We start from the raw sequence: 18,806 nt of genomic DNA on the forward strand, positions 1-18,806 counted from the left end.
CCGCAAGTCATGCACGAAACAATCGAGTTTCGATGTATCAGGAGGAGCTGATGAGCTCATTCACCACATTCAAACAAGGTTACTTCAAGTTTCTTGAAGTCATTGTTGTAATCAATATCATCGCGCTGGCGGTGGTAGTCACAATTGGCTTTATTTCACGCCTGGTCGGTTCGCCCTTTAGCTGGTACGACGAAGTTGCATCCGTAGGATTGGCCTGGCTGACCTATTACGGAGCCGCACTGGCGGCGGCAAAGGGCGCCCACATAGGCTGCCCAAGTATTATTAATTATTTCTCTCCCAAGGTGCGGTTGCCGATTGCACTTATTGCAGAGGCGATCACGATCGGGTTCTTCGTACTGCTGGCATACACCGGCATGCAGGTAGTGCTCATTCTCGAAGGCTCAACGCTGGTCAGCCTGACCAATGTTCCGCTTCAGCTTACGCAATCGGTTATCCCGATTGGTGCAGCGATGTTCATTGTTGCCGAATTCTTGCGGATACCCGATGTTATTGCGAGCGCTAAAGGCGCAGGGTTCGTCGACCATGAACTAGAAGAGCTAGAGGTTGAGCTAGCAAAAAGCTAAGTTCCGAGCGATACCATTGAGACGCAAAGCTGCGCGCTCAGGAGAATAAAATGACCATTCTTTACATGTTCCTTGGCCTTGTCCTGCTCATTCTGATCAATGTGCCTGTCGCCATAGCACTCGGACTTATTGGCGCGGCTGCGACCTTCGCCACTTATGGTGTCTCGGCACTTCCAAATATTGGCATGGTGATGTTCGACGGGGCGACCAGCTTTCCGCTAATTGCGATTCCGTTGTTTATCCTGGCCGGTGCCATCATGAATGCATCAAGCATTTCAAGGCGCCTCATCGATCTTGCATCGGCGATGCTTGGGTTCATAAAAGGTGGGTTGTCGATGGTGACCATTGGCGCCTCTATCTTTTTCGCGGAAATTTCTGGTTCTGCGGTGGCTGGCGTTTCTGCCATTGGCAGCATCATGATTCCAGCGATGAAGAAAAAGGGTTACTCCAAGGAGTATTCAGCCGCTCTTTCATCCTCTGCCGCCAGCCTGGCGATCATCTTGCCACCTTCGATCCCCATGATTCTTTATGCGGTGATGTCCGGAGAATCAGTGGTCAAGATGTTTGTTGCCGGCATTTTTCCAGGAATCCTCGGGGCCCTGGGTTTAGCCGCCATGTGCTACTACTTGGCCAAGAAAAACAACTTCCCATCGGAAGGCACGTTCCAGGCATCAAGACTGTGGGAAGCATTCAAAGGCTCAATCTGGGCCTTGTCTATCCCGGTAATCATTCTTGGGGGCATTTTCGGTGGCATTGTTACCGCAACAGAGGGTGCCGCACTAGCGGTCGTTGTTGCCATTTTCATCAGTGCTTTCATATACCGGGAGTTCACCTTCAAAACCTTCTACAAGGCATGCCTTGATGCGGGTATACAAACTGCAGTGGTCATGCTGCTTGTTGCAAGTTCGGCCGTGGTTGGCCTTTATCTGACCGAGACGCAGCTACCACAGCAACTGGCTAGCTCAATCAGCGAATGGACCAGCAACAAGTATATAATCCTGGCATTGTTGAACGTAATCTTCTTGATCCTAGGTATATTCCTGCACTCTGCCGCAGCGATCATTCTGGTTGTGCCGATTGTGTTGCCGCTGATTCTTGCGGTTGGCATAGATCCCATTCACTTCGGTTTGATCGTCACGCTTAATTTGGCTATTGGCCAACAGACACCGCCGGTAGCCAGCGTGCTGATCGCCTCCTGTTCAATAGCCAAGTCGGATATATGGGCGACTAGCCGTACCAATCTCTGGTTCCTCGGCGTGCTCTTCGCAATCCTGATCATGAACACTTATGTCCCAGCCGTTGCGATGTCACTGGTCAACTTTGTGTATGGCAGTTGATAGACATCGATGTTTCGAGGCTTCTGCTGCCAATGCCTGGCGGCAACGAACCGAAGGATTGAGTGAGATGAGTGATCAGAACCAAGGCACCGTTGAATGCCATATCAAACAGGGCGTGGCTTGGGTCGGATTCAATCGGCCCGAAAGCCGCAATGCCATGACCTGGCATATGTACGACTCGCTGGCAGCAATATGCCAACAAGTAGATGCCGAACCGGCGGTGAATGCAGTGGTATTTCATGGCTGCGGGGGCGAAGCCTTTGTGGCAGGTACGGATATCAAGCAATTCAGTGGATTCGATGGCGAACAGGGCGTTGCGTATGAGCGCCGTATCGACAGTGCCATTGCCGGCCTGGAAACCATGCGCAAACCCACCATTGCCATGCTCGAAGGGTTCTGTGTCGGTGGCGGTGCGGCGATCGCCTTGGCGTGTGATTTTCGCTACTGCACGCCGTCGCTGAAGTTCGGGGTTCCTATTGCCAGGACGCTTGGCAACTGCCTGTCCGTGACCAACGTTTCACGTCTGATGGACTTATTAGGCGTCGCTCGCACCAAGGAAGTGCTCATGGCCGCGAAGTTCATCGAGGCACCCGAAGCAGCCTCGATCGGCTTGGTCAGCGATATTTTCGACGTAGACGCTATCAGGCAGGAAGTCGAAAACCGAGCGCAGGCGTTCGCCCGTCGGGCGCCGCTGACGGTGCAAGCATCGAAAGACATTATCAATCGCGTGCTCGCGAACCGACGTGCGGCCGCAGATGCCAGTGACGACTGGGTACGGGCCTGTTATGGCAGCGAGGATTTCAAGGCAGCGGTCGGCAAGTTCGTTCACAAGACATCTTTTGAATGGACCGGGCGATAGTTTTCCGATCAATTTCCGGCAGCGGAGGAATTCCATGCTCCCGTTGAACAATATAAAAATACTCGATGTATCCCAGATCATGGCCGGGCCTTACTGCACCATGGTTTTGGGAGACATGGGCGCAGAAGTCATCAAGGTCGAAAAGGCCAACGGCGGCGATGACAGCCGCCAAATGGGCCCGTACGTTAATGACGAATCCACCTGTTTCTCCCAGATCAACCGGAACAAGAAGAGCATTTCGCTGAACTTGAAGGATCAGCGCGCCAAGGACGTGTTCTACCGACTGGCCAGTGAGGCCGATGTAATCGTGGAGAACTACCGCCCCGGCGTAACTCAGTCTCTGCAAATCGATTACGAAACTATCAAGGAGCTGAACCCAGGCATCATTTACTGCTCCATTTCCGGCTACGGGCAGACTGGCCCGTACACCAACAAGGGTGGTTTCGATCTGGTTGCGCAGGGCATGAGCGGCCTCATGTCGATGACTGGCGAGCCGGGTCGACGCCCTGTGAAAACAGGCATTGCGGTATATGACATAGGCGCGGGGATTACTGCGGTCTATTCCATTCTCGCGGCGTACATCCACAAGATGAACACCGGGGAAGGACAGCATATCGATATCGCCATCACCGAATGCGGCTTGCCGTGGTTCAGCTGGGAAGCCGCCGCCTATTTCTCGGAGGGGAGAGTGCCCGAGCCAACAGGGTGGCGGCATCGAGTCTCCGCGCCATATCAGGCGTTCAAGACCAAAGATGGTTTTTTGATGCTCGGTTGTGCCAATCAGCGAACCTGGGAGCGCTTTTGCCTCGATGTCATATCACGGCCCGAGCTGATCGATGACCCGCGTTTTGCAACGAACAGTGACCGCGGGCGCAATGTTGAAGTGCTCGAAGCCGTTATCGAAGACATCCTGACTCAACAGGACATGAATCACTGGCTTGAGCTTTGCGACGTGGCTGGCGTTCCGGCAGGCCCAATCAACAACTTCGCCCAAGCCATGGAAGACGAACATTTTCTTGCCCGGGGCATGGTTCAGGAGGTCGAGCATCCGGTGATCGGCAGAATGAAAACGATTGGTTTCCCGGCCAAGTTCTCTCGCACGCCTCTGCAGATCCGTCGGCCGGCACCGCTTTTTGCTCAGCATACAGACGAGATCCTCAGCGGCATTGGGATCAGCGAAGAGGAAGTAGGACGACTGAGGGCGGATGGCTGCATCAAGTAACGTGGATTTTTATTATTTACTGATGAATTCAAAACGCAAAATACAAATATAACCAATAGCGAAAGGCTACGGAGATATCTCATGTTGACGCTCGATTTTCATCCATCTGGCCGCCATTTCCTTCAAATTCCGGGACCATCTCCTGTGCCCGATCGCATTCTGCGGGCAATGAGCCTGCCGACCATCGATCACCGTGGGCCCGAGTTTGGCGCACTGGGGTTGGAGGTACTGGGCAAAATCCAGAAGATTTTCAAGACCGAACAGCCCGTCGTCATTTATCCGGCTTCCGGCACTGGCGCTTGGGAAGCAGCACTGGTGAATACTCTGTCCATGGGTGACAAGGTGCTGATGTTCGAAACCGGTCACTTCGCCACGCTGTGGGACAAAATGGCACGTCGCCTGGGCGTCGAACCCGAGTTTCTCGGCCTGCCGGGCTATGACGGTTGGCGCGCGGGTGTGCAGGCGGACATGATCGAACGACGCTTGAGGGAAGACATCGAACACAGCATCAAAGCGGTATGTGTCGTTCACAACGAGACGTCCACTGGGGTAACCAGCGATATCGCTGCGGTACGGGGGGCCATGGATGCAGCGGGGCACCCGGCGCTCTTGATGGTGGACACCATTTCAGGGCTGGCCTGTGCCGACTATCAACACGACGCCTGGGGTGTCGACGTCACGATTTCCGGGTCGCAGAAAGGCCTGATGCTACCGCCAGGCATCAGCTTTAACGCTTTGTCAGCTAAGGCGCTTCAAGCCAGCCGTACTTCCCAATTGCCAAAAAGCTTCTGGGCCTGGGACGAAATCGTCGCGGCCAACAAAACTGGCTACTGGCCGTACACGCCCAACACCAATCTGCTTTATGGCTTGAACGAAGCGCTGGACATGATTCTCGGGGAAGGCCTGGATAACGTTTTTCTCCGCCATCAGCGCTGGGGGGCGGGTGTGCGCGCCGCTGTCGACGCCTGGGGATTGGAAGTGCAATGCCAGGACCCAGCCGTCCACTCACCGGTCCTGACCGGCGTCGTAATGCCTGAAGGTGTAGATGCCGATGCGGTTCGCCTGCTGATTTACAAGCGCTTCGATCTCTCCTTAGGCATGGGGCTCGGCAAGGCCAAGGGAAAGATGTTCCGTATCGGTCATTTGGGTGATTGCAATGACCTGACACTGATCGCAGCCCTCGGTGGCTGCGAGGCGGGAATGAAGTTATCCGGCGTTGAGTTGAAGGGAAGTGGAGTCTTGGCGGCGCTGGATTACTTTGCCACTCATCCTCTGCGGACCGCCAACTGACACAGCATAAGCATTGCGGCTTAAGCCGCTCCTACTGCGGGAGCGGCTCTAGCTGCGAACGGCGCTTTTGGGCTTAAAGGCTCGCCACTGCCGCCCTGATGGAAGCCGGGAGTTTGTGATGACTTCGTTTACCGAACAAAAATTAAAAGCGCGCAGCGCGCAAGTAGGCCTTGTCTCTGATCTTGCAGCACGCTTGCAGCGAGAGATTGCCGGCGATGTATTTTTCGATAATGCCTCCCGGGGTCGCTATTCGACGGACGCATCGATCTATCAGGTCATGCCGGTTGGCGTAGTCATCCCGCGCCATCAACAGGATCTGCAGATTGCACTGGATATCGCGCGTGACGCAAAGATTCCGGTACTTGCGCGGGGAGGCGGAACCAGCCAGTGCGGGCAGACGGTCGGGGAAGCGATCGTGCTGGACACCAGCCGATGGCTGAACCAGATCGCCGACTTCGACAAGGAGCAAATGACCGTCGTGGTCGAGCCCGGCCTTGTTCTGGATGACCTTAATCGCTGGCTGAAGCCACATGGACTCTGGTTTCCGGTTGATGTGTCGACAGCGGCGCAGTGCACCATTGGAGGAATGGCCGGCAACAACTCCTGTGGGTCGCGATCAATCCGCTACGGCAACATGGTCCATAACGTCCTCAGCATCGACGCGTTACTGGCAGACGGCTCACAAGGCCATTTCGACTATATCCAGAACCTTTCGGACGGCGGCAGAGCGCAGAGTATCGCTCAGCAAGTCCAAAAGATTGCCAGCCGTGAAGACGCAAACATTCTCGAAAACTTTCCCAAGGTATTACGCCGTGTCGGCGGTTATAACCTGGATATCTTCAACTGCCAGAACCCTCTGCCCTACGACCGTGACGGCCGTATCAATCTGGCACATCTGTTAATAGGGTCAGAAGGGACCTTGGCACTAACTCAACGCATCAAGCTGAAACTGGCGACTTTGCCGAAGCAGAAAGTACTGGGTGTGGTTAATTTTCCCACGTTTTATCAGGCGATGGACATGACCCAGCATATCGTCAAGCTGGAGCCTACAGCTGTAGAACTTGTTGATCGCACCATGATCGACCTGTCGCTTGAGAACCCCGCATTCCGCCCGGTTATTGAAAAGTCGTTAATCGGTGCGCCCAAGGCAATACTACTTGTCGAATTCGCTGGCGATAACATGGAGGAATTGCATCAGCAACTTTCCGGGTTGAATGAACTTATGGGCGATCTCGGCCTACCGGGAAGTGTCGTGGACATGGTCAACGGTGCTGAGCAGACGGCACTTTGGAATGTCCGCAAGGCCGGGCTGAACATCATGATGAGTATGAAGGGTGATGGAAAACCGGTGTCTTTCATCGAAGACTGTGCAGTCCCGCTGGATGGGCTCGCTGAATATACCGACAAGCTGACTCAGGTGTTCCATAAGTACGGTACTGAGGGCACTTGGTACGCTCACGCCAGCGTAGGAACTCTACACGTACGCCCGATACTGGATATGCGCCGTGACGGCGGGGAAAAAATGCGTGCCATTGCCGAAGAAGCATCGGCTTTGGTCAGGGAATACAAGGGCGCCTTTTCTGGCGAACATGGCGACGGTATTTGCAGGGGCGAGTGGGTGGCTTGGCAATTTGGCCCGCAGCTCAACGCCGCGTTCAAGGAAATAAAGCAGATATTCGATCCGGAGAATCTGCTCAATCCGGGTAAGATCGTCGATACACCTCGTATGGATGATCAGAACTATTTCCGCTTCCGCAAGGATTACCAAGCGATCCCGGTTAAACCAGCACTCGATTGGTCCGGTTGGGATGTATTACGCGATCCGCTGACTGGCGAGCAAAGTGAGCCGGGGAGCGGCGGCGATCCCACATCAGGCCTGATCAAAGCGGTAGAAATGTGCAACAACAACGGTCACTGCCGTAAATTTGATGCGGGTACGATGTGCCCGAGCTTCCGCGCCACACGTAATGAACAGCACCTGACCCGCGGCCGCGCCAACACCTTGCGCTTGGCTTTGTCGGGTCAATTAGGGCCGGAAGGATTGGCCAGTGAAGACGTAAAGGAAGCGCTTGATCTTTGTGTTTCCTGTAAGGGCTGCAAGCGGGAATGTCCAACCGGCGTCGACATGGCCAAGATGAAGATCGAAGCCCGCGTGGCCTGGTCGAAGACGCACTCACTGCCGCTTCGTGAACGTCTTGTAGGCGAAATGCCGCAATATGCGCCGTACGCCAGTTACTTCTCAGGTCTGGTAAGTGCAGTCGAGCGCGTACCGGCAGTGGCTGACTGGGTCAAGAAGTGCCTGGGGTTGGCTACGCAACGGGCGCTGCCGAGCTTTCAACGCAGCTTTCTCGACAACGCCATCGAGGCGCAAGGCAACGCGACACAGTCGAAAGAAGTCCTGTTGTTTGTCGATACGTTCAATAACTACTTTGAGCCAGCTAACGCCGAAGCTGCCCTTCGGGTGCTGGTCGCAGGCGGATATAAGGTCTATTTCAACAAAACGGCCCGCGAACGACCGCTTTGCTGCGGACGAACGTATCTGGCGTCCGGTCAGGTAGACAAAGCCAAGGCCGAAGCGAAGCGCACGCTTGATTATCTGATGCCATTCGTTGAGCGAGGGGTCAGCATTGTTGGTCTGGAGCCTTCCTGCTTACTAACCATGCGTGACGAGTTTCTACATTACGGCTACGGTGAACAAGCCAAGGCATTAGCCAACGCTTCTCTGCTATTCGAAGAATTCTTGGCTCGCGAGCATGACGCCGGTCGTCTGGACCTGAAGTTGAAGGCGCTGGGTGCGTCCCGGGCATTGCTGCACGGCCATTGCCATCAAAAAGCGTTCGACGCTATGCGACCTGTGGAACAAGTGCTGCGCTGGATTCCTGAGCTGAAGGTCGAAACCATCGAAACGTCATGCTGCGGGATGGCAGGGAGCTTCGGCTACGAAAGTGAGCATTATGAAGTGTCCATGCAAATGGCCGAGATGAAGCTATTACCGGCCGTTCGTCAGGCGCAAGCGGAGGATTTGTTGATTGCAGACGGGACCAGTTGTCGCCACCAGATTCATGACGGTGCGAGTCGGACAGCCTTGCATGTCGCCAGGGTGCTAGAGCTGGCACTGGCCTGAGCCTGACACGGCGATCAAGCGGTCGTCGGGATTGAGTTGTACTGCAACTGAACTGAGGCGCTGGATTGGTAAAAGAAAGACCTTTGCCTACCTAGCGCCTTGTCTGGCTCCATCTCAGCGAGCAACATGGCTCGCAGCGCGATTTCAACAGGCCTTAAGCCACACCCGAAAGATTTTTAGCTTCAAGCTTTTGATTCAAATGTTCCCGTAGAATACTACCGAGCCGTTTGCTGTCGCGATCCTGCAAGGCTTTAATCATTTCTTCATGGTCGTTCACTGCTTTCTGCCAAAACTCCGGACTCATCTCTGCAGTAAAACGAAACCGTTTAATCCGTTGGCTCAGATTGTTATACATCTCTACTAGTACAGCATTACCTGATGCGGCCAGAATGCGCTCATGGATTTGTCGGTTGGCCTGAAAATAAGCCTGCAAATTTTGGCGATTAAAATAATCGAGCATCTGCCTATGGAGTTCGCTGATGGTCGATAATTCATCCTCTGTTATACGGCGACAGGCCGCTTCGCCCGCGAGGCCTTCCAATGCGCCCATCACGTCGTAGGTGTGCTGAACATCACTTAAACTGAGGCGGCTTACCCGCGCTCCCCGATTGGGAAGTATTTCTATCAATCCTTCGGAAGTTAAGACCTTCAGCGCCTCACGAAGTGGCGTCCGTGAAATTCCGAATTTGTCGCAGAGCTGCTTTTCAGAGATTTTTTCTCCTGCGGTAAGTACTCCATGCTCAATTAATTCCCGGATTCTATCAGCCGCCTCCTGGTAAAGGATTCGGTGTTGAATTTTTTCCATAGTGGTCTCGCGAGTAGAGTGCGTTTCGTTTGGCATTATATTAGACGTTAGCTTACGTTGGTCCCGTTACTATGTTTTTTAGTAGCAGTCGTGCCTGCGGCAGCGCTAACTTTCAAAAATTGCCAACCAATACACGAGGTACTAAACGGTGCGCTTACTTATTTCAATAGCAGAAAATCTCAGGAATTGCATTAAGAATTCGATCTGAGGCAAGATGATTGGCAGCCAAGCTAGTTAGCGTCCGGCAATCTATTCACAAGCATTAATCATCACACCGTTCTGGCACGTTCATCCTGCATTATGTTTATCGAAAACTTGGAGGTAGCAAATGGCGGGCAAGGTTTTTCGTTCCAGCGTGAAAATTACCCGGGCCCAGGCTCGACAGGTTCTGGATGCAGCATTCGCCAAGGCGCGAGCGCAAGACATGGACCCGCTGACAGCGTTTGTCATGGATGGGGGTGGAAACCTGATTGCTGCCGAACGGGAAGATGGCTGCGCGCCGTTGAGACTTCCGGTTGCGCGCGGTAAGGCGTTCGCCGCGCTCGGGAACGGCGCATCCAGCCGGGCGATAGGCGAGCGAAACGAGCTCCGTCCGGCCTTTCTCGCCTCGGTTGCGGCTGCGTCTGATGGTTCCTTCATACCGGTGCCGGGCGGGGTGCTGATTCTCGACGCAAATGACGAAGTGATCGGTGCTGTCGGTGTGAGCGGCGCATCCTCAGAGGAGGATGAGCAGGTTGCTATCGCCGGTATCGAAGCTGCAGGCTTCAAGGTCGGACTCGTACCTAAATAGGGCCAGACGGAGACGCTATGCGAAGGCGCCGACCATTGGCTGCGTTTGACTCCTTACTAAGCGCCGTTCGGGTTACCCAGATAGGGAAAAGCGATGGGTGAAAACGTTCGCCTTGAAACCCGAACGGCATGCAACCTCTATGGTAGCCGCAGCCCGCCGCCAGCCTTATGCAACCTACGCAGATGGTCACCGATCTGCGCCAGATTGGCTTCGATGCTTTCCAGCTCCAGCCGCCGTTCGTTGCCCAGCAACAGGCGCACCTCGGCGTTCAGCGCATCGGTAAGCTGATTCAAGCGCGCCTGGCGTTGGCTGCTTTCCGACTCCAGGCGCTGCCATTCGCTGGCCTGCGGCAACCCGTAGCCGTTACCGTCGAGCAATTGCGCCGGCTGGCTCAGATAACCGCTGTTGGCGAGAATGCCTTGCAGGGTTTCGTCCGCCTTGGCCAGGCTCCTGTCGCCGTGCTCGCGGCCGCTCAGATAACGATTTTTCAACTCTTCCTGCGCCAATAGCAGATGCCGGCGCAGCGCCGCCTGCTCGACCAGCAGCAGGGCAGCGCTGGCGCGCAGATCGGCCTTTTCGATCCAAGGACGACGTTGCTCGGCGCTGAGCGCTAGCCAGGCTTCCACGTCTGTTTGCGGCAGGCCCAAGCGCTCACGAAGCACGGCGAACATGGCCTGGTAACGATCGCGGTAAGAATCAAAGCGATACCCCAGGCGCAATGCCTCACGCGGGTCGTCGAGTACGCTGGCGTCGGCCAGATCACGCTTGATCAGGATTTCCAGCAGGCCGCTGGGCAGGATGCTGTCCAATGCCGTCAGCTCGGGGCGGGCCGTGCCGCTACGCAGCAGCTTGAGAGTTTCCACTGCACAGTTGTTCGACAGGAAGTAATAGTCGCCGTCGTAGCTCCAGTGCATTTCGGCGCTGCGGATCACCAGATTTTCGATCTGCTCGCGCTGCAGTTTCAGCGGGATCGAGGCGAGGCTGCGCAGTTCGACCTTTGTGTATTCATCAATCACCTGGCCCAGCGGCAGGACGAACAGGCGAGAAGGATAGACGCCGGTGAGACCGTCCCAACTCGACAGCTGCACATCGCCGACGAAGGCGCGGAAAGACAGCACCAGGTGATGATCCAGATCCAGTCGGCAATCCGGCCCGCGTGGGCGCCCGGGTGCACAGATCACCAGGCGCAGCATGCTATGACCCCAGCGGCTGACCCAGGCGTCGTTAGCCTCGGCAAACAGATAGTCAACCTTGTAGACGCGCTCGGGGTCGAGCTCGATCAGCGGAGTGCGCGCGAAGTCGTGCCCGGCGTTGAGGATCGGCAGGGCGCCTTTGCACGTCTCGACTCCGGCGGGCTGCCAGCCGAAATGCTGGCTGAAATAGCGATGCAGCAACGGGCGCCGGCAGGCGTAGCGGGGGTCGAGGAGAAAGTACTCCAAGTTCACCGCAACGAATTCCAGTGGACTGGTCAGCTCATAGGCATCGGGGCTGCGCGCCTGCTGGGCGTTGTCGTGCTCGCGTGCGCCGCGTTCACCGACGCGTTGTGGCCAGCCTGCCAAATCGAGCAGACGCGGGTCGTCGCTGAGGGTGAAGCGGCGCTCGGTCTGTCCGCGGCAGCTGTCCGGCAACCCGACCAGGCCGAGACTGCTCGCGCGCTGTCCACAGAACGCTTGCTGTCGATAGTTTTCCGGCGACCAGAGGCGAGCGCGGTCATAGAGATGTGCCAGTTCGTGAATGAGCGTCGCCAGCATTTCCTGACGCACCGTGCCGTGCGGCCGCTCGGTGCGTTGAGCGGCAGCGCGGCCATCGGTAAGTGCCGGCAGCAGGCGCCGGTTGAGCAGCAGTAGATTGCCCCCAGCGCTGCCATAGACATCGTGGGTCAGCCCGTCATACCAGCGGACGCGGACGTCTCGGTCGAGACGCTCGAGCATTCGCGGCGGCAGCGTGGCCAGTGCTTCGTCCAACAGTTGCTGACTGGCTGCCCGTTCGGGCGGTTGCAGCTCGGCGCCATCCAGCGTCAGCCGCAGCTCGGCTTGGCAAAAGTTGGCGAACGCCATGACAAGGGTGAGCGCAACGCTCAGCCACCTGGCCCGAGATGACCTCACTGAGCGAGGATGACTTCGGCCAGAGCGAGGTCACTGGCCTGTTGGGCTTCGGGGAAGGCATCGCGCAAGCGGCCAAGGGCTGCTTCCAGTCGCGCGCCGCGTATTTCGCCGCTGCTGGCGACAAATCCGGCAGCCTCGTCGCGGGCTTCGCCGACAACCTTCATGTCGCTGATTCGGCTGGTCACATCGGAGGTAAAATTGATGCTGCGGTCCAGTGCGTTGACAACGATATTGCTGGTGGCTACCAGCGTTTGCGCCTGAGCGCCGCTGGCGAGAAGCGCCAGGGCGAAAGATGCGGCGATCACTTTGAAGTTCATGATTTGTCTTTGTCTCAAGGGAGCGGAATCGGTGGTTGGACGAGAATTGCCTCGGCCAGTTCAAGGTCACCTGCCAGCAGCTGCGGTTGCCGCTCGCGCAACCAGCGCAGTGCAGCGTCCAGGTGAGCGCCGCGGATCTCTCCTTGAGTCGCAACGAACCCGGCCGCGTCGTCGCGTGCGTCGAGGATCAGCTTGTTGTCGAAAGGGGCGCTGGTGACCTGGCTGGCAACGTAACTGGAGGCGACCATACCGGCGAGAGTGGTATCGAATGCCTGGGCGCCGCCGCAGACGCAGCAGCCGGCGAGTACAAGGTAAAGCGAACGCATGCAAATCCTGGAGCCAGAGGAATAGCCGCCAAGGCTAGCGAAACGCCAGCCCTAGAGCCAGCGCTGCGCTTGATGCAGCGTGCGTATCAGAGCGCCAGAATCGCGCCGGCCAGCTGCAGGTCACTGGCCTCGAGGTCGGGGGCCTGGGTGCGGATGTGCGTCAGCGCCGCTTCCAGTTGAGCGCCACGCGCCTCGCCATTGCTGGCAACGAAGCGCGCTGCATCATCCTTGGCATCGAGCACCAGCTTGTCGTCGCCGAGGTTCGAGCTGATATCGGACGTCCCTTCCACAGTGTTGACCAGCGAGGCGCCAATGGCGTCGATGGTGCCGGTGATGCTTCCGGCCGACGCGGTGCCCGCGACCAGGCAGGCGGCGGTGGCAACTGACAACAGGTACTTGTTCATGGTGTTCTCCAGGCTAGACGCGATTTCCCGCCGATATCCGCTATGACATTTGGGCAGGCTTGCCGTTCAGCTTACGGCTCGACGAGGTCGCCTGGAAGCACCGTCAGCGCCAGAAGGGCTTGCTCAGCTCTTCCACGCGCTCGCTCTGGCTGATGCCAACGTCGGCCAATTGACGCTCATCGAGCGCAGCCAGTTGTTGACGGGTCCGTAGGCGTCGCTGCCACAAGCGTAGCTGCCGCATCAGGTACAACGGCAGCAGGCCGTTTGCAGCTGTATGCCTCCCAGTCAGTACGCGCTCCATGGGCCGCTCCTTCCCGCAATCAACGGGGATGGGTTATGGGCAGATAGAGTCGCGTGCCGGGCTGTTACGTAACAGTCACAGGGAGGTTGAATTGTGTCGGTTCAGTTGCGCGAGCAGCACGGCTGTACCGGTGCTCCAGGCGCTGAAGTGTTCGGCTGCTGATGGTGCTAAAAACAAAACCCCTCGCGGCGGGGCCGGGAGGGGTTTCGGTGTAGCAGTGTCGCTTATTCCACGGCTTTGACCATGTCCTCGACGACCTTCTTGGCGTCGCCGAAGACCATCATGGTCTTGTCCATGTAGAACAGCTCGTTATCCAGGCCGGCATAGCCGCTGGCCATGGAGCGCTTGTTGACGATGACCGTCTTGGCTTTGTACGCCTCGAGAATCGGCATGCCAGCGATGGGCGACTTGGGATCGTTCTTCGCCGCCGGATTGACCACGTCGTTGGCGCCAAGCACCAGCACCACGTCGGCCTGGCCGAACTCGGAGTTGATGTCTTCCATCTCGAAGACCTGCTCGTAAGGCACTTCGGCCTCGGCCAGCAGCACGTTCATGTGGCCGGGCATACGACCGGCGACCGGGTGGATCGCATACTTCACGGTCACGCCCATATGCGTCAGCTTTTCAGCCAGCTCGTTTAGCGCGTGCTGTGCGCGGGCCACCGCCAGGCCGTAGCCAGGGACGATGATCACGGTGTCGGCGTTCGACAGCAGGAAGGCGGCATCATCGCTGGAACCGGATTTGACCGGGCGCTGTTCCTTGCTGCCCGCAGCCGGGCCGGCATCCGCGTCACCACCGAAGCCGCCGAGGATGACGTTGAAGAAGGAGCGGTTCATCGCCTTGCACATGATGTAGGAGAGGATCGCGCCCGAGGAGCCCACCAGCGAACCGGCAATGATCAGCATCGAGTTGTTCAGCGAGAAACCGATACCCGCCGCCGCCCAGCCCGAGTAGCTGTTGAGCATCGACACCACCACCGGCATGTCGGCGCCACCGATGGGTATGATGATCAGCACGCCGATGACGAAAGCCAACGCAACCAGGATCATGAACGCGGTGAAGTTGCCGCTGAAGGTGTAGATCAGGCCCAGCACCAGGATCGCGACGCCGACGGCGAGGTTGATCTTGTGCTGGTTGGCGAACACCACTGGCGCGCCCTGGAACAGGCGGAACTTGTACTTGCCCGACAGCTTGCCGAAGGCGATCACCGAACCGGAGAAGGTGATGGCGCCGATGGCTGCACCGAGGAACAGCTCCAGACGATTACCGGCCGGAATCGGATAGCCGATGGCCTGGACGATACCCAGCGACTGCGGCTCCAGCACGGCAGCGATGGCGATGAACACTGCCGCCAGGCCGATCATGCTGTGCATGAAGGCGACCAGTTCGGGCATCTTAGTCATCTCGACGCGCTTGGCCATCAGCGTGCCGACGGTGCCGCCGATCAGCAGGCCGAGGACGATGAAGCCCAGGCCACTCCAGGGGCTGGCGCTCTCGGCCAGCTGTGAGCCGAGTTTGAACACCAGGAACACCGTAGTGACCACGGCGATGCCCATGCCGATCATGCCGAACAAGTTGCCGCGGCGTGAGGTGGTGGGGTGCGACAGGCCTTTGAGGGCCTGGATGAAGCTCACCGAAGCGATGAGATAGAGCAGGGTGATCAGGTTCATGCTCATGGCTTGGACTCCGCCTTGGCGCCAGCGCGCTCCTTCTTCTTGAACATTTCCAGCATGCGCCGGGTTACCAGGAAGCCGCCGAAGACGTTCACGGCAGCCAGGGTCACCGCCAGGGTGCCCATCAGCTTGCCCATCGGGGTGACGGTCAGCGCCGCGGCCAGCATGGCGCCGACAATGACGATCGCCGAAATAGCGTTGGTAACCGCCATCAGCGGCGTGTGCAGCGCGGGGGTGACGTTCCAGACCACGTGGTAGCCGACGTAGATCGCCAGCACAAAGATGATCAGGTTGTAGATGCCATCAGATATCAGGTCCATTCTTTCGGGCTCCCTTAACCGTTGGTGCGCACGACTTGGCCGTCGCGGCACATCAGGCACGCGGCGACGATGTCGTCTTCGAGATTGAGCTGGAACTTGGCTTCGCCATCGATCACCAGCTTGAGGAAGTCCAGCAGGTTGCGTGCGTATAGCGCCGAGGCATCCGCCGGCACGTGCGTCGCCAGGTTGGTGTAGCCAACCAGGGTCACGCCGTGCTTGACCACCACCTGATCGGCTTCGGTCAATGGACAGTTACCGCCCTGCGAGGCGGCGAGGTCAATCACCACCGAACCGGGCTTCATCTGCTGCACGGTTTCTTCCTGCAGCAGCGTCGGCGCCTTGCGGCCCGGAATCAGTGCGGTGGTGATGATGATGTCGGCCTGCTTGGCGCGTTCGTGCACGGCCTGCGCCTGACGCGCCATCCAGCTGGCCGGCATGGGCCGGGCATAGCCGCCGACGCCTTCGGCGCATTCGCGCTCTTCATCGGTCTCGCAGGGCACGTCGACGAACTTGGCGCCGAGCGATTCGATCTGCTCCTTCACCGCCGGGCGTACGTCCGAGGCTTCAATGACCGCGCCCAGGCGCTTGGCCGTGGCGATGGCCTGCAGACCCGCTACACCGGCACCGAGGATCAGCACCCGTGCGGCTTTCACCGTACCGGCGGCGGTCATCAGCATCGGCATGAAGCGCGGGTACTGGTTGGCGGCGACCATCACCGCCTTGTAGCCGGCGATGTTGGCCTGTGAGGACAGCACGTCGAGGCTCTGCGCGCGCGAGGTACGCGGCGCGGCTTCCAGGGCGAAGGCGGTGATGCCGCGTTCGGCCATGCGTGCAATGTTGTCGTTGTCGAAGGGATTGAGCATGCCGACCAAGACCGTGCCTGGCTGCATCTGCGCCAGTTCGGTTTCGCTCGGTGCGTTCACCTTCAGCAGGATCTCTGCTGCGAACGCCGCAGCGGCATCGGCGATGGTTGCGCCTGCCGCCTCGAAGGCACTGTCCGGAACACTGGCCTGTACGCCAGCTCCGCTCTGCACCGTCACCCGATGCCCTTGCCCGATCAGCTTCTTGATGGTTTCCGGTGTCGCGGCAACGCGCGTTTCACCGGGCCTGGTTTCGAGAGGAACACCAATGTGCATTGTTCTTGTTCTCCTGCTTGATCGTAACCAGCGGGCTGCCCGGCCACCCGGGCGGTTGCACCACTGGCGTTACTTTTCGCCCGGCCGCGGTAATGACGGTCGAGCGTGGATCGGCTACGGCCCTCGCACCGCGGCTTGAAGCCTGGCGCGGCGCGGCATTCTGCAAGGCCTGAAAAAATCAAACAACTGTTTTAATCAGAGCGCGAAGCTACCGTTTCGTTCGCGACGTGACCGTTAGGTTGCTTTGTATCGTTGTAAGGTGCGCCAGTATTGGGTTCGACCTTCGTCTAATGTTCCGTGGCGAATTACGCGAGGCGCAATCATGAATGACCGGCCATAGACGCGGTATTCATCTGCAGCCTTGGCTATATTCGACCTTGGTGCCGGTTTGCCGGCGGCCGCGTAGCGATACGGGAAAAACTGCCGAAGGTTTGCAATGTCATGCATTCCTTGTAGTCCAATGCGGTTGGTCGCGCTGGCTTCAGGGCGACCTTCTTCGATTGAATGCCCGCAGGAAAATTCAGCATGGCCGAACTGGACGTGAACGAGATAACCACTCTGCTGGACGAGCCGGCTCAGCGTCGGTTGCCTTTCGCCTTCGCCCGGCGCCACGGCGTGATACTGCTGGAACGCCCGGAGGGTTTTCGTTTGTGCGCTCGCGAAGGCGCGCCGCTGACTGCGCTGCAGGAGGCGCAGCGCGTCGCAGGCGGCCCCTTGGCGATGCAGTGGCTGGCACAGGATGAGTTCGAGCAGGCCCTGAGCGCGGCGTACCAGCACGATTCTTCGGCGGCAATGTTGATGGTCGAGGGCCTTGGCGACGATATGGATCTGCACAGCCTGGCCGACCAGATCCAGGAAACCGAGGACCTGCTGGAGCAGGAAGACGACGCGCCGATCATCCGCCTGATCAATGCCATCCTCGGTGAAGCCATTAAGGAAAACGCCTCGGACATCCACGTCGAAACCTTCGAAAAACGCTTGGTGATCCGCTTTCGCATCGACGGCATCCTGCGCGAAGTGGTGCAGCCCAAGCGCGAACTGGCGGCGCTGCTGGTGTCGCGGATCAAGGTCATGGCGCGGCTGGATATCGCCGAGAAGCGCGTCCCCCAGGACGGCCGGATTTCCCTGCGGGTCGGCGGTCGCGAAGTAGACATCCGGGTATCGACGCTGCCTTCGGCCAACGGCGAGCGTGTGGTCCTGCGGCTGCTCGACAAGCAGGCCGGTCGCCTCACTCTGCGCCATCTGGGCATGAGTGATCGCGATCGCAAGGTCATGGAGCAGGCGGTGCAGAAACCGCACGGGATCATTCTGGTCACCGGCCCGACCGGCTCCGGCAAGACCACCACGCTGTACGCCAGCCTGGTCACGCTCAACGACCGCACGCGCAATATCCTCACCGTCGAAGACCCGATCGAGTACAACCTCGAAGGCATCGGCCAGACCCAGGTCAACACCAAGGTCGACATGACTTTCGCCCGTGGCCTTCGCGCCATCCTGCGTCAGGATCCGGATGTGGTGATGGTCGGCGAAATCCGCGACCAGGAAACCGCCGACATGGCCGTGCAGGCCTCGTTGACTGGCCACCTGGTGCTCTCGACGCTGCACACCAACAGCGCCATCGGTGCAGTAACTCGCCTGGTAGACATGGGCGTCGAGCCATTCTTGATCTCATCTTCGCTGCTCGGTGTGCTGGCCCAGCGCCTCGTCCGCGTACTGTGTAATGACTGCAAGCGCGCTTACGTCGCTGACGAGGCCGAATGCGCGCTGTTCGGCCTCGATCCGAGCGAAGCCCCGACGCTGTACCACGCCGAAGGCTGCGACGTCTGTCGCCAGCTGGGCTACCGCGGGCGGACCGGTATCTACGAGCTGGTGATGTTCGACGACACCCTGCGCAGCATGATCCACACCCGCGCCACCGAGCAGGACATGGTTCGCCACGCCCGCCGCCTGGGCCCGAGCATTCGCGACGATGGTCTGCGCAAGGTGCGTGAGGGCGTAACGACCATCGAGGAAGTGCTGCGCGTGACGCGGGAGGAGTAGCGGTGAAAGGTTTGCTTGGTTTCGCCGGAGAGTTCGCAGTCAAGACTGCTCCCACGGATGCGCGGTGTGACCATGGGCTGAGCGTTGGCCAGCCAGTCAGTAAAGCGGTCTTGCCTCAACATAGGCATGGCGCCGAGGAAAACCTTCTGTGGGTGCGGTCTCGACCGCGAGCT

The 18,806-nt window shown here is 58.3% G+C and carries 17 protein-coding genes; 8 read left to right on the forward strand and 9 right to left on the reverse strand.

Annotated features, from left to right (window positions below):
- The first annotated feature begins 50 nt into the window (after positions 1 to 50).
- The 6 genes from BUE09_RS18290 to BUE09_RS18315 all read left to right on the forward strand — a co-directional run bounded on the left by BUE09_RS18290 (position 51) and on the right by BUE09_RS18315 (position 8,416).
- Complete coding sequence (locus BUE09_RS18290; protein WP_073303489.1) at positions 51 to 584, forward strand: TRAP transporter small permease; 534 nt, start codon at positions 51 to 53, stop codon at positions 582 to 584.
- Between the two features lie 50 nt (positions 585 to 634).
- Complete coding sequence (locus BUE09_RS18295) at positions 635 to 1,921, forward strand: TRAP transporter large permease (protein ID WP_073303256.1); 1,287 nt, start codon at positions 635 to 637, stop codon at positions 1,919 to 1,921.
- A gap of 67 nt (positions 1,922 to 1,988) precedes the next feature.
- Positions 1,989 to 2,780 (forward strand): enoyl-CoA hydratase, encoded by a 792-nt coding sequence (locus BUE09_RS18300; RefSeq protein WP_073303258.1) that lies wholly within the window; start codon positions 1,989 to 1,991, stop codon positions 2,778 to 2,780.
- Positions 2,707 to 4,002: a CaiB/BaiF CoA transferase family protein gene (locus BUE09_RS18305; protein ID WP_231975553.1), complete on the forward strand. Its 1,296-nt coding sequence runs from the start codon at positions 2,707 to 2,709 to the stop codon at positions 4,000 to 4,002. The genes BUE09_RS18300 and BUE09_RS18305 overlap by 74 nt, the downstream gene beginning before the upstream one ends.
- A gap of 144 nt (positions 4,003 to 4,146) precedes the next feature.
- Entirely contained in the window at positions 4,147 to 5,292 is a 1,146-nt protein-coding gene (locus tag BUE09_RS18310) for a pyridoxal-phosphate-dependent aminotransferase family protein (RefSeq protein WP_231975554.1), read from the forward strand.
- A 118-nt stretch (positions 5,293 to 5,410) separates the two neighbouring features.
- Positions 5,411 to 8,416: an FAD-binding and (Fe-S)-binding domain-containing protein gene (locus BUE09_RS18315; protein WP_073303264.1), complete on the forward strand. Its 3,006-nt coding sequence runs from the start codon at positions 5,411 to 5,413 to the stop codon at positions 8,414 to 8,416.
- Between the two features lie 154 nt (positions 8,417 to 8,570).
- On the opposite strand, the gene BUE09_RS18320 is transcribed toward BUE09_RS18315, so the two are convergent.
- The gene (locus BUE09_RS18320) at positions 8,571 to 9,221 is read right to left on the reverse strand and encodes a GntR family transcriptional regulator (RefSeq protein WP_073303266.1); all 651 of its coding nucleotides are present in this window, start codon (positions 9,219 to 9,221) and stop codon (positions 8,571 to 8,573) included.
- Positions 9,222 to 9,549: 328 nt separating this feature from the next.
- On the opposite strand from BUE09_RS18320, the gene BUE09_RS18325 reads away from it, so the two are divergent.
- Positions 9,550 to 10,011, forward strand: coding sequence for a GlcG/HbpS family heme-binding protein (locus tag BUE09_RS18325; RefSeq protein ID WP_073303269.1), 462 nt, complete (start codon positions 9,550 to 9,552; stop codon positions 10,009 to 10,011).
- Positions 10,012 to 10,148: 137 nt separating this feature from the next.
- On the opposite strand, the gene BUE09_RS18330 is transcribed toward BUE09_RS18325, so the two are convergent.
- The 8 genes from BUE09_RS18330 to BUE09_RS18365 form a co-directional block, all read right to left on the reverse strand.
- Positions 10,149 to 12,068: a DUF7844 domain-containing protein gene (locus BUE09_RS18330; protein ID WP_073303271.1), complete on the reverse strand. Its 1,920-nt coding sequence runs from the start codon at positions 12,066 to 12,068 to the stop codon at positions 10,149 to 10,151.
- Between the two features lie 44 nt (positions 12,069 to 12,112).
- Positions 12,113 to 12,433 (reverse strand): DUF2388 domain-containing protein, encoded by a 321-nt coding sequence (locus BUE09_RS18335; protein ID WP_073303273.1) that lies wholly within the window; start codon positions 12,431 to 12,433, stop codon positions 12,113 to 12,115.
- A gap of 14 nt (positions 12,434 to 12,447) precedes the next feature.
- Entirely contained in the window at positions 12,448 to 12,759 is a 312-nt protein-coding gene (locus BUE09_RS18340; RefSeq protein WP_073303276.1) for a DUF2388 domain-containing protein, read from the reverse strand.
- Positions 12,760 to 12,845: 86 nt separating this feature from the next.
- On the reverse strand, positions 12,846 to 13,163 hold the full coding sequence (locus tag BUE09_RS18345; protein WP_073303278.1) for a DUF2388 domain-containing protein: 318 nt from the start codon (positions 13,161 to 13,163) through the stop codon (positions 12,846 to 12,848).
- Between the two features lie 103 nt (positions 13,164 to 13,266).
- On the reverse strand, positions 13,267 to 13,464 hold the full coding sequence (locus BUE09_RS18350; protein ID WP_073303281.1) for a DUF1127 domain-containing protein: 198 nt from the start codon (positions 13,462 to 13,464) through the stop codon (positions 13,267 to 13,269).
- A 224-nt stretch (positions 13,465 to 13,688) separates the two neighbouring features.
- A complete protein-coding gene (locus BUE09_RS18355; RefSeq protein WP_073303283.1) occupies positions 13,689 to 15,140 on the reverse strand; it encodes an NAD(P)(+) transhydrogenase (Re/Si-specific) subunit beta in 1,452 nt (483 codons plus the stop codon).
- Positions 15,137 to 15,457, reverse strand: coding sequence for an NAD(P) transhydrogenase subunit alpha part 2 (locus tag BUE09_RS18360; protein ID WP_014851051.1), 321 nt, complete (start codon positions 15,455 to 15,457; stop codon positions 15,137 to 15,139). Before BUE09_RS18360 ends, BUE09_RS18355 begins: the two co-directional genes overlap by 4 nt.
- Positions 15,458 to 15,471: 14 nt before the next feature.
- The gene (locus BUE09_RS18365; RefSeq protein ID WP_073303285.1) at positions 15,472 to 16,593 is read right to left on the reverse strand and encodes a Re/Si-specific NAD(P)(+) transhydrogenase subunit alpha; all 1,122 of its coding nucleotides are present in this window, start codon (positions 16,591 to 16,593) and stop codon (positions 15,472 to 15,474) included.
- Positions 16,594 to 17,118: 525 nt separating this feature from the next.
- On the opposite strand from BUE09_RS18365, the gene gspE reads away from it, so the two are divergent.
- Complete coding sequence (gene gspE / locus BUE09_RS18370; RefSeq protein WP_073303287.1) at positions 17,119 to 18,633, forward strand: type II secretion system ATPase GspE; 1,515 nt, start codon at positions 17,119 to 17,121, stop codon at positions 18,631 to 18,633.
- The last annotated feature ends 173 nt before the right edge of the window (positions 18,634 to 18,806 follow it).

Source organism: Stutzerimonas xanthomarina DSM 18231, assembly GCF_900129835.1.
In the GTDB taxonomy this organism is placed as follows: domain Bacteria; phylum Pseudomonadota; class Gammaproteobacteria; order Pseudomonadales; family Pseudomonadaceae; genus Stutzerimonas; species Stutzerimonas xanthomarina.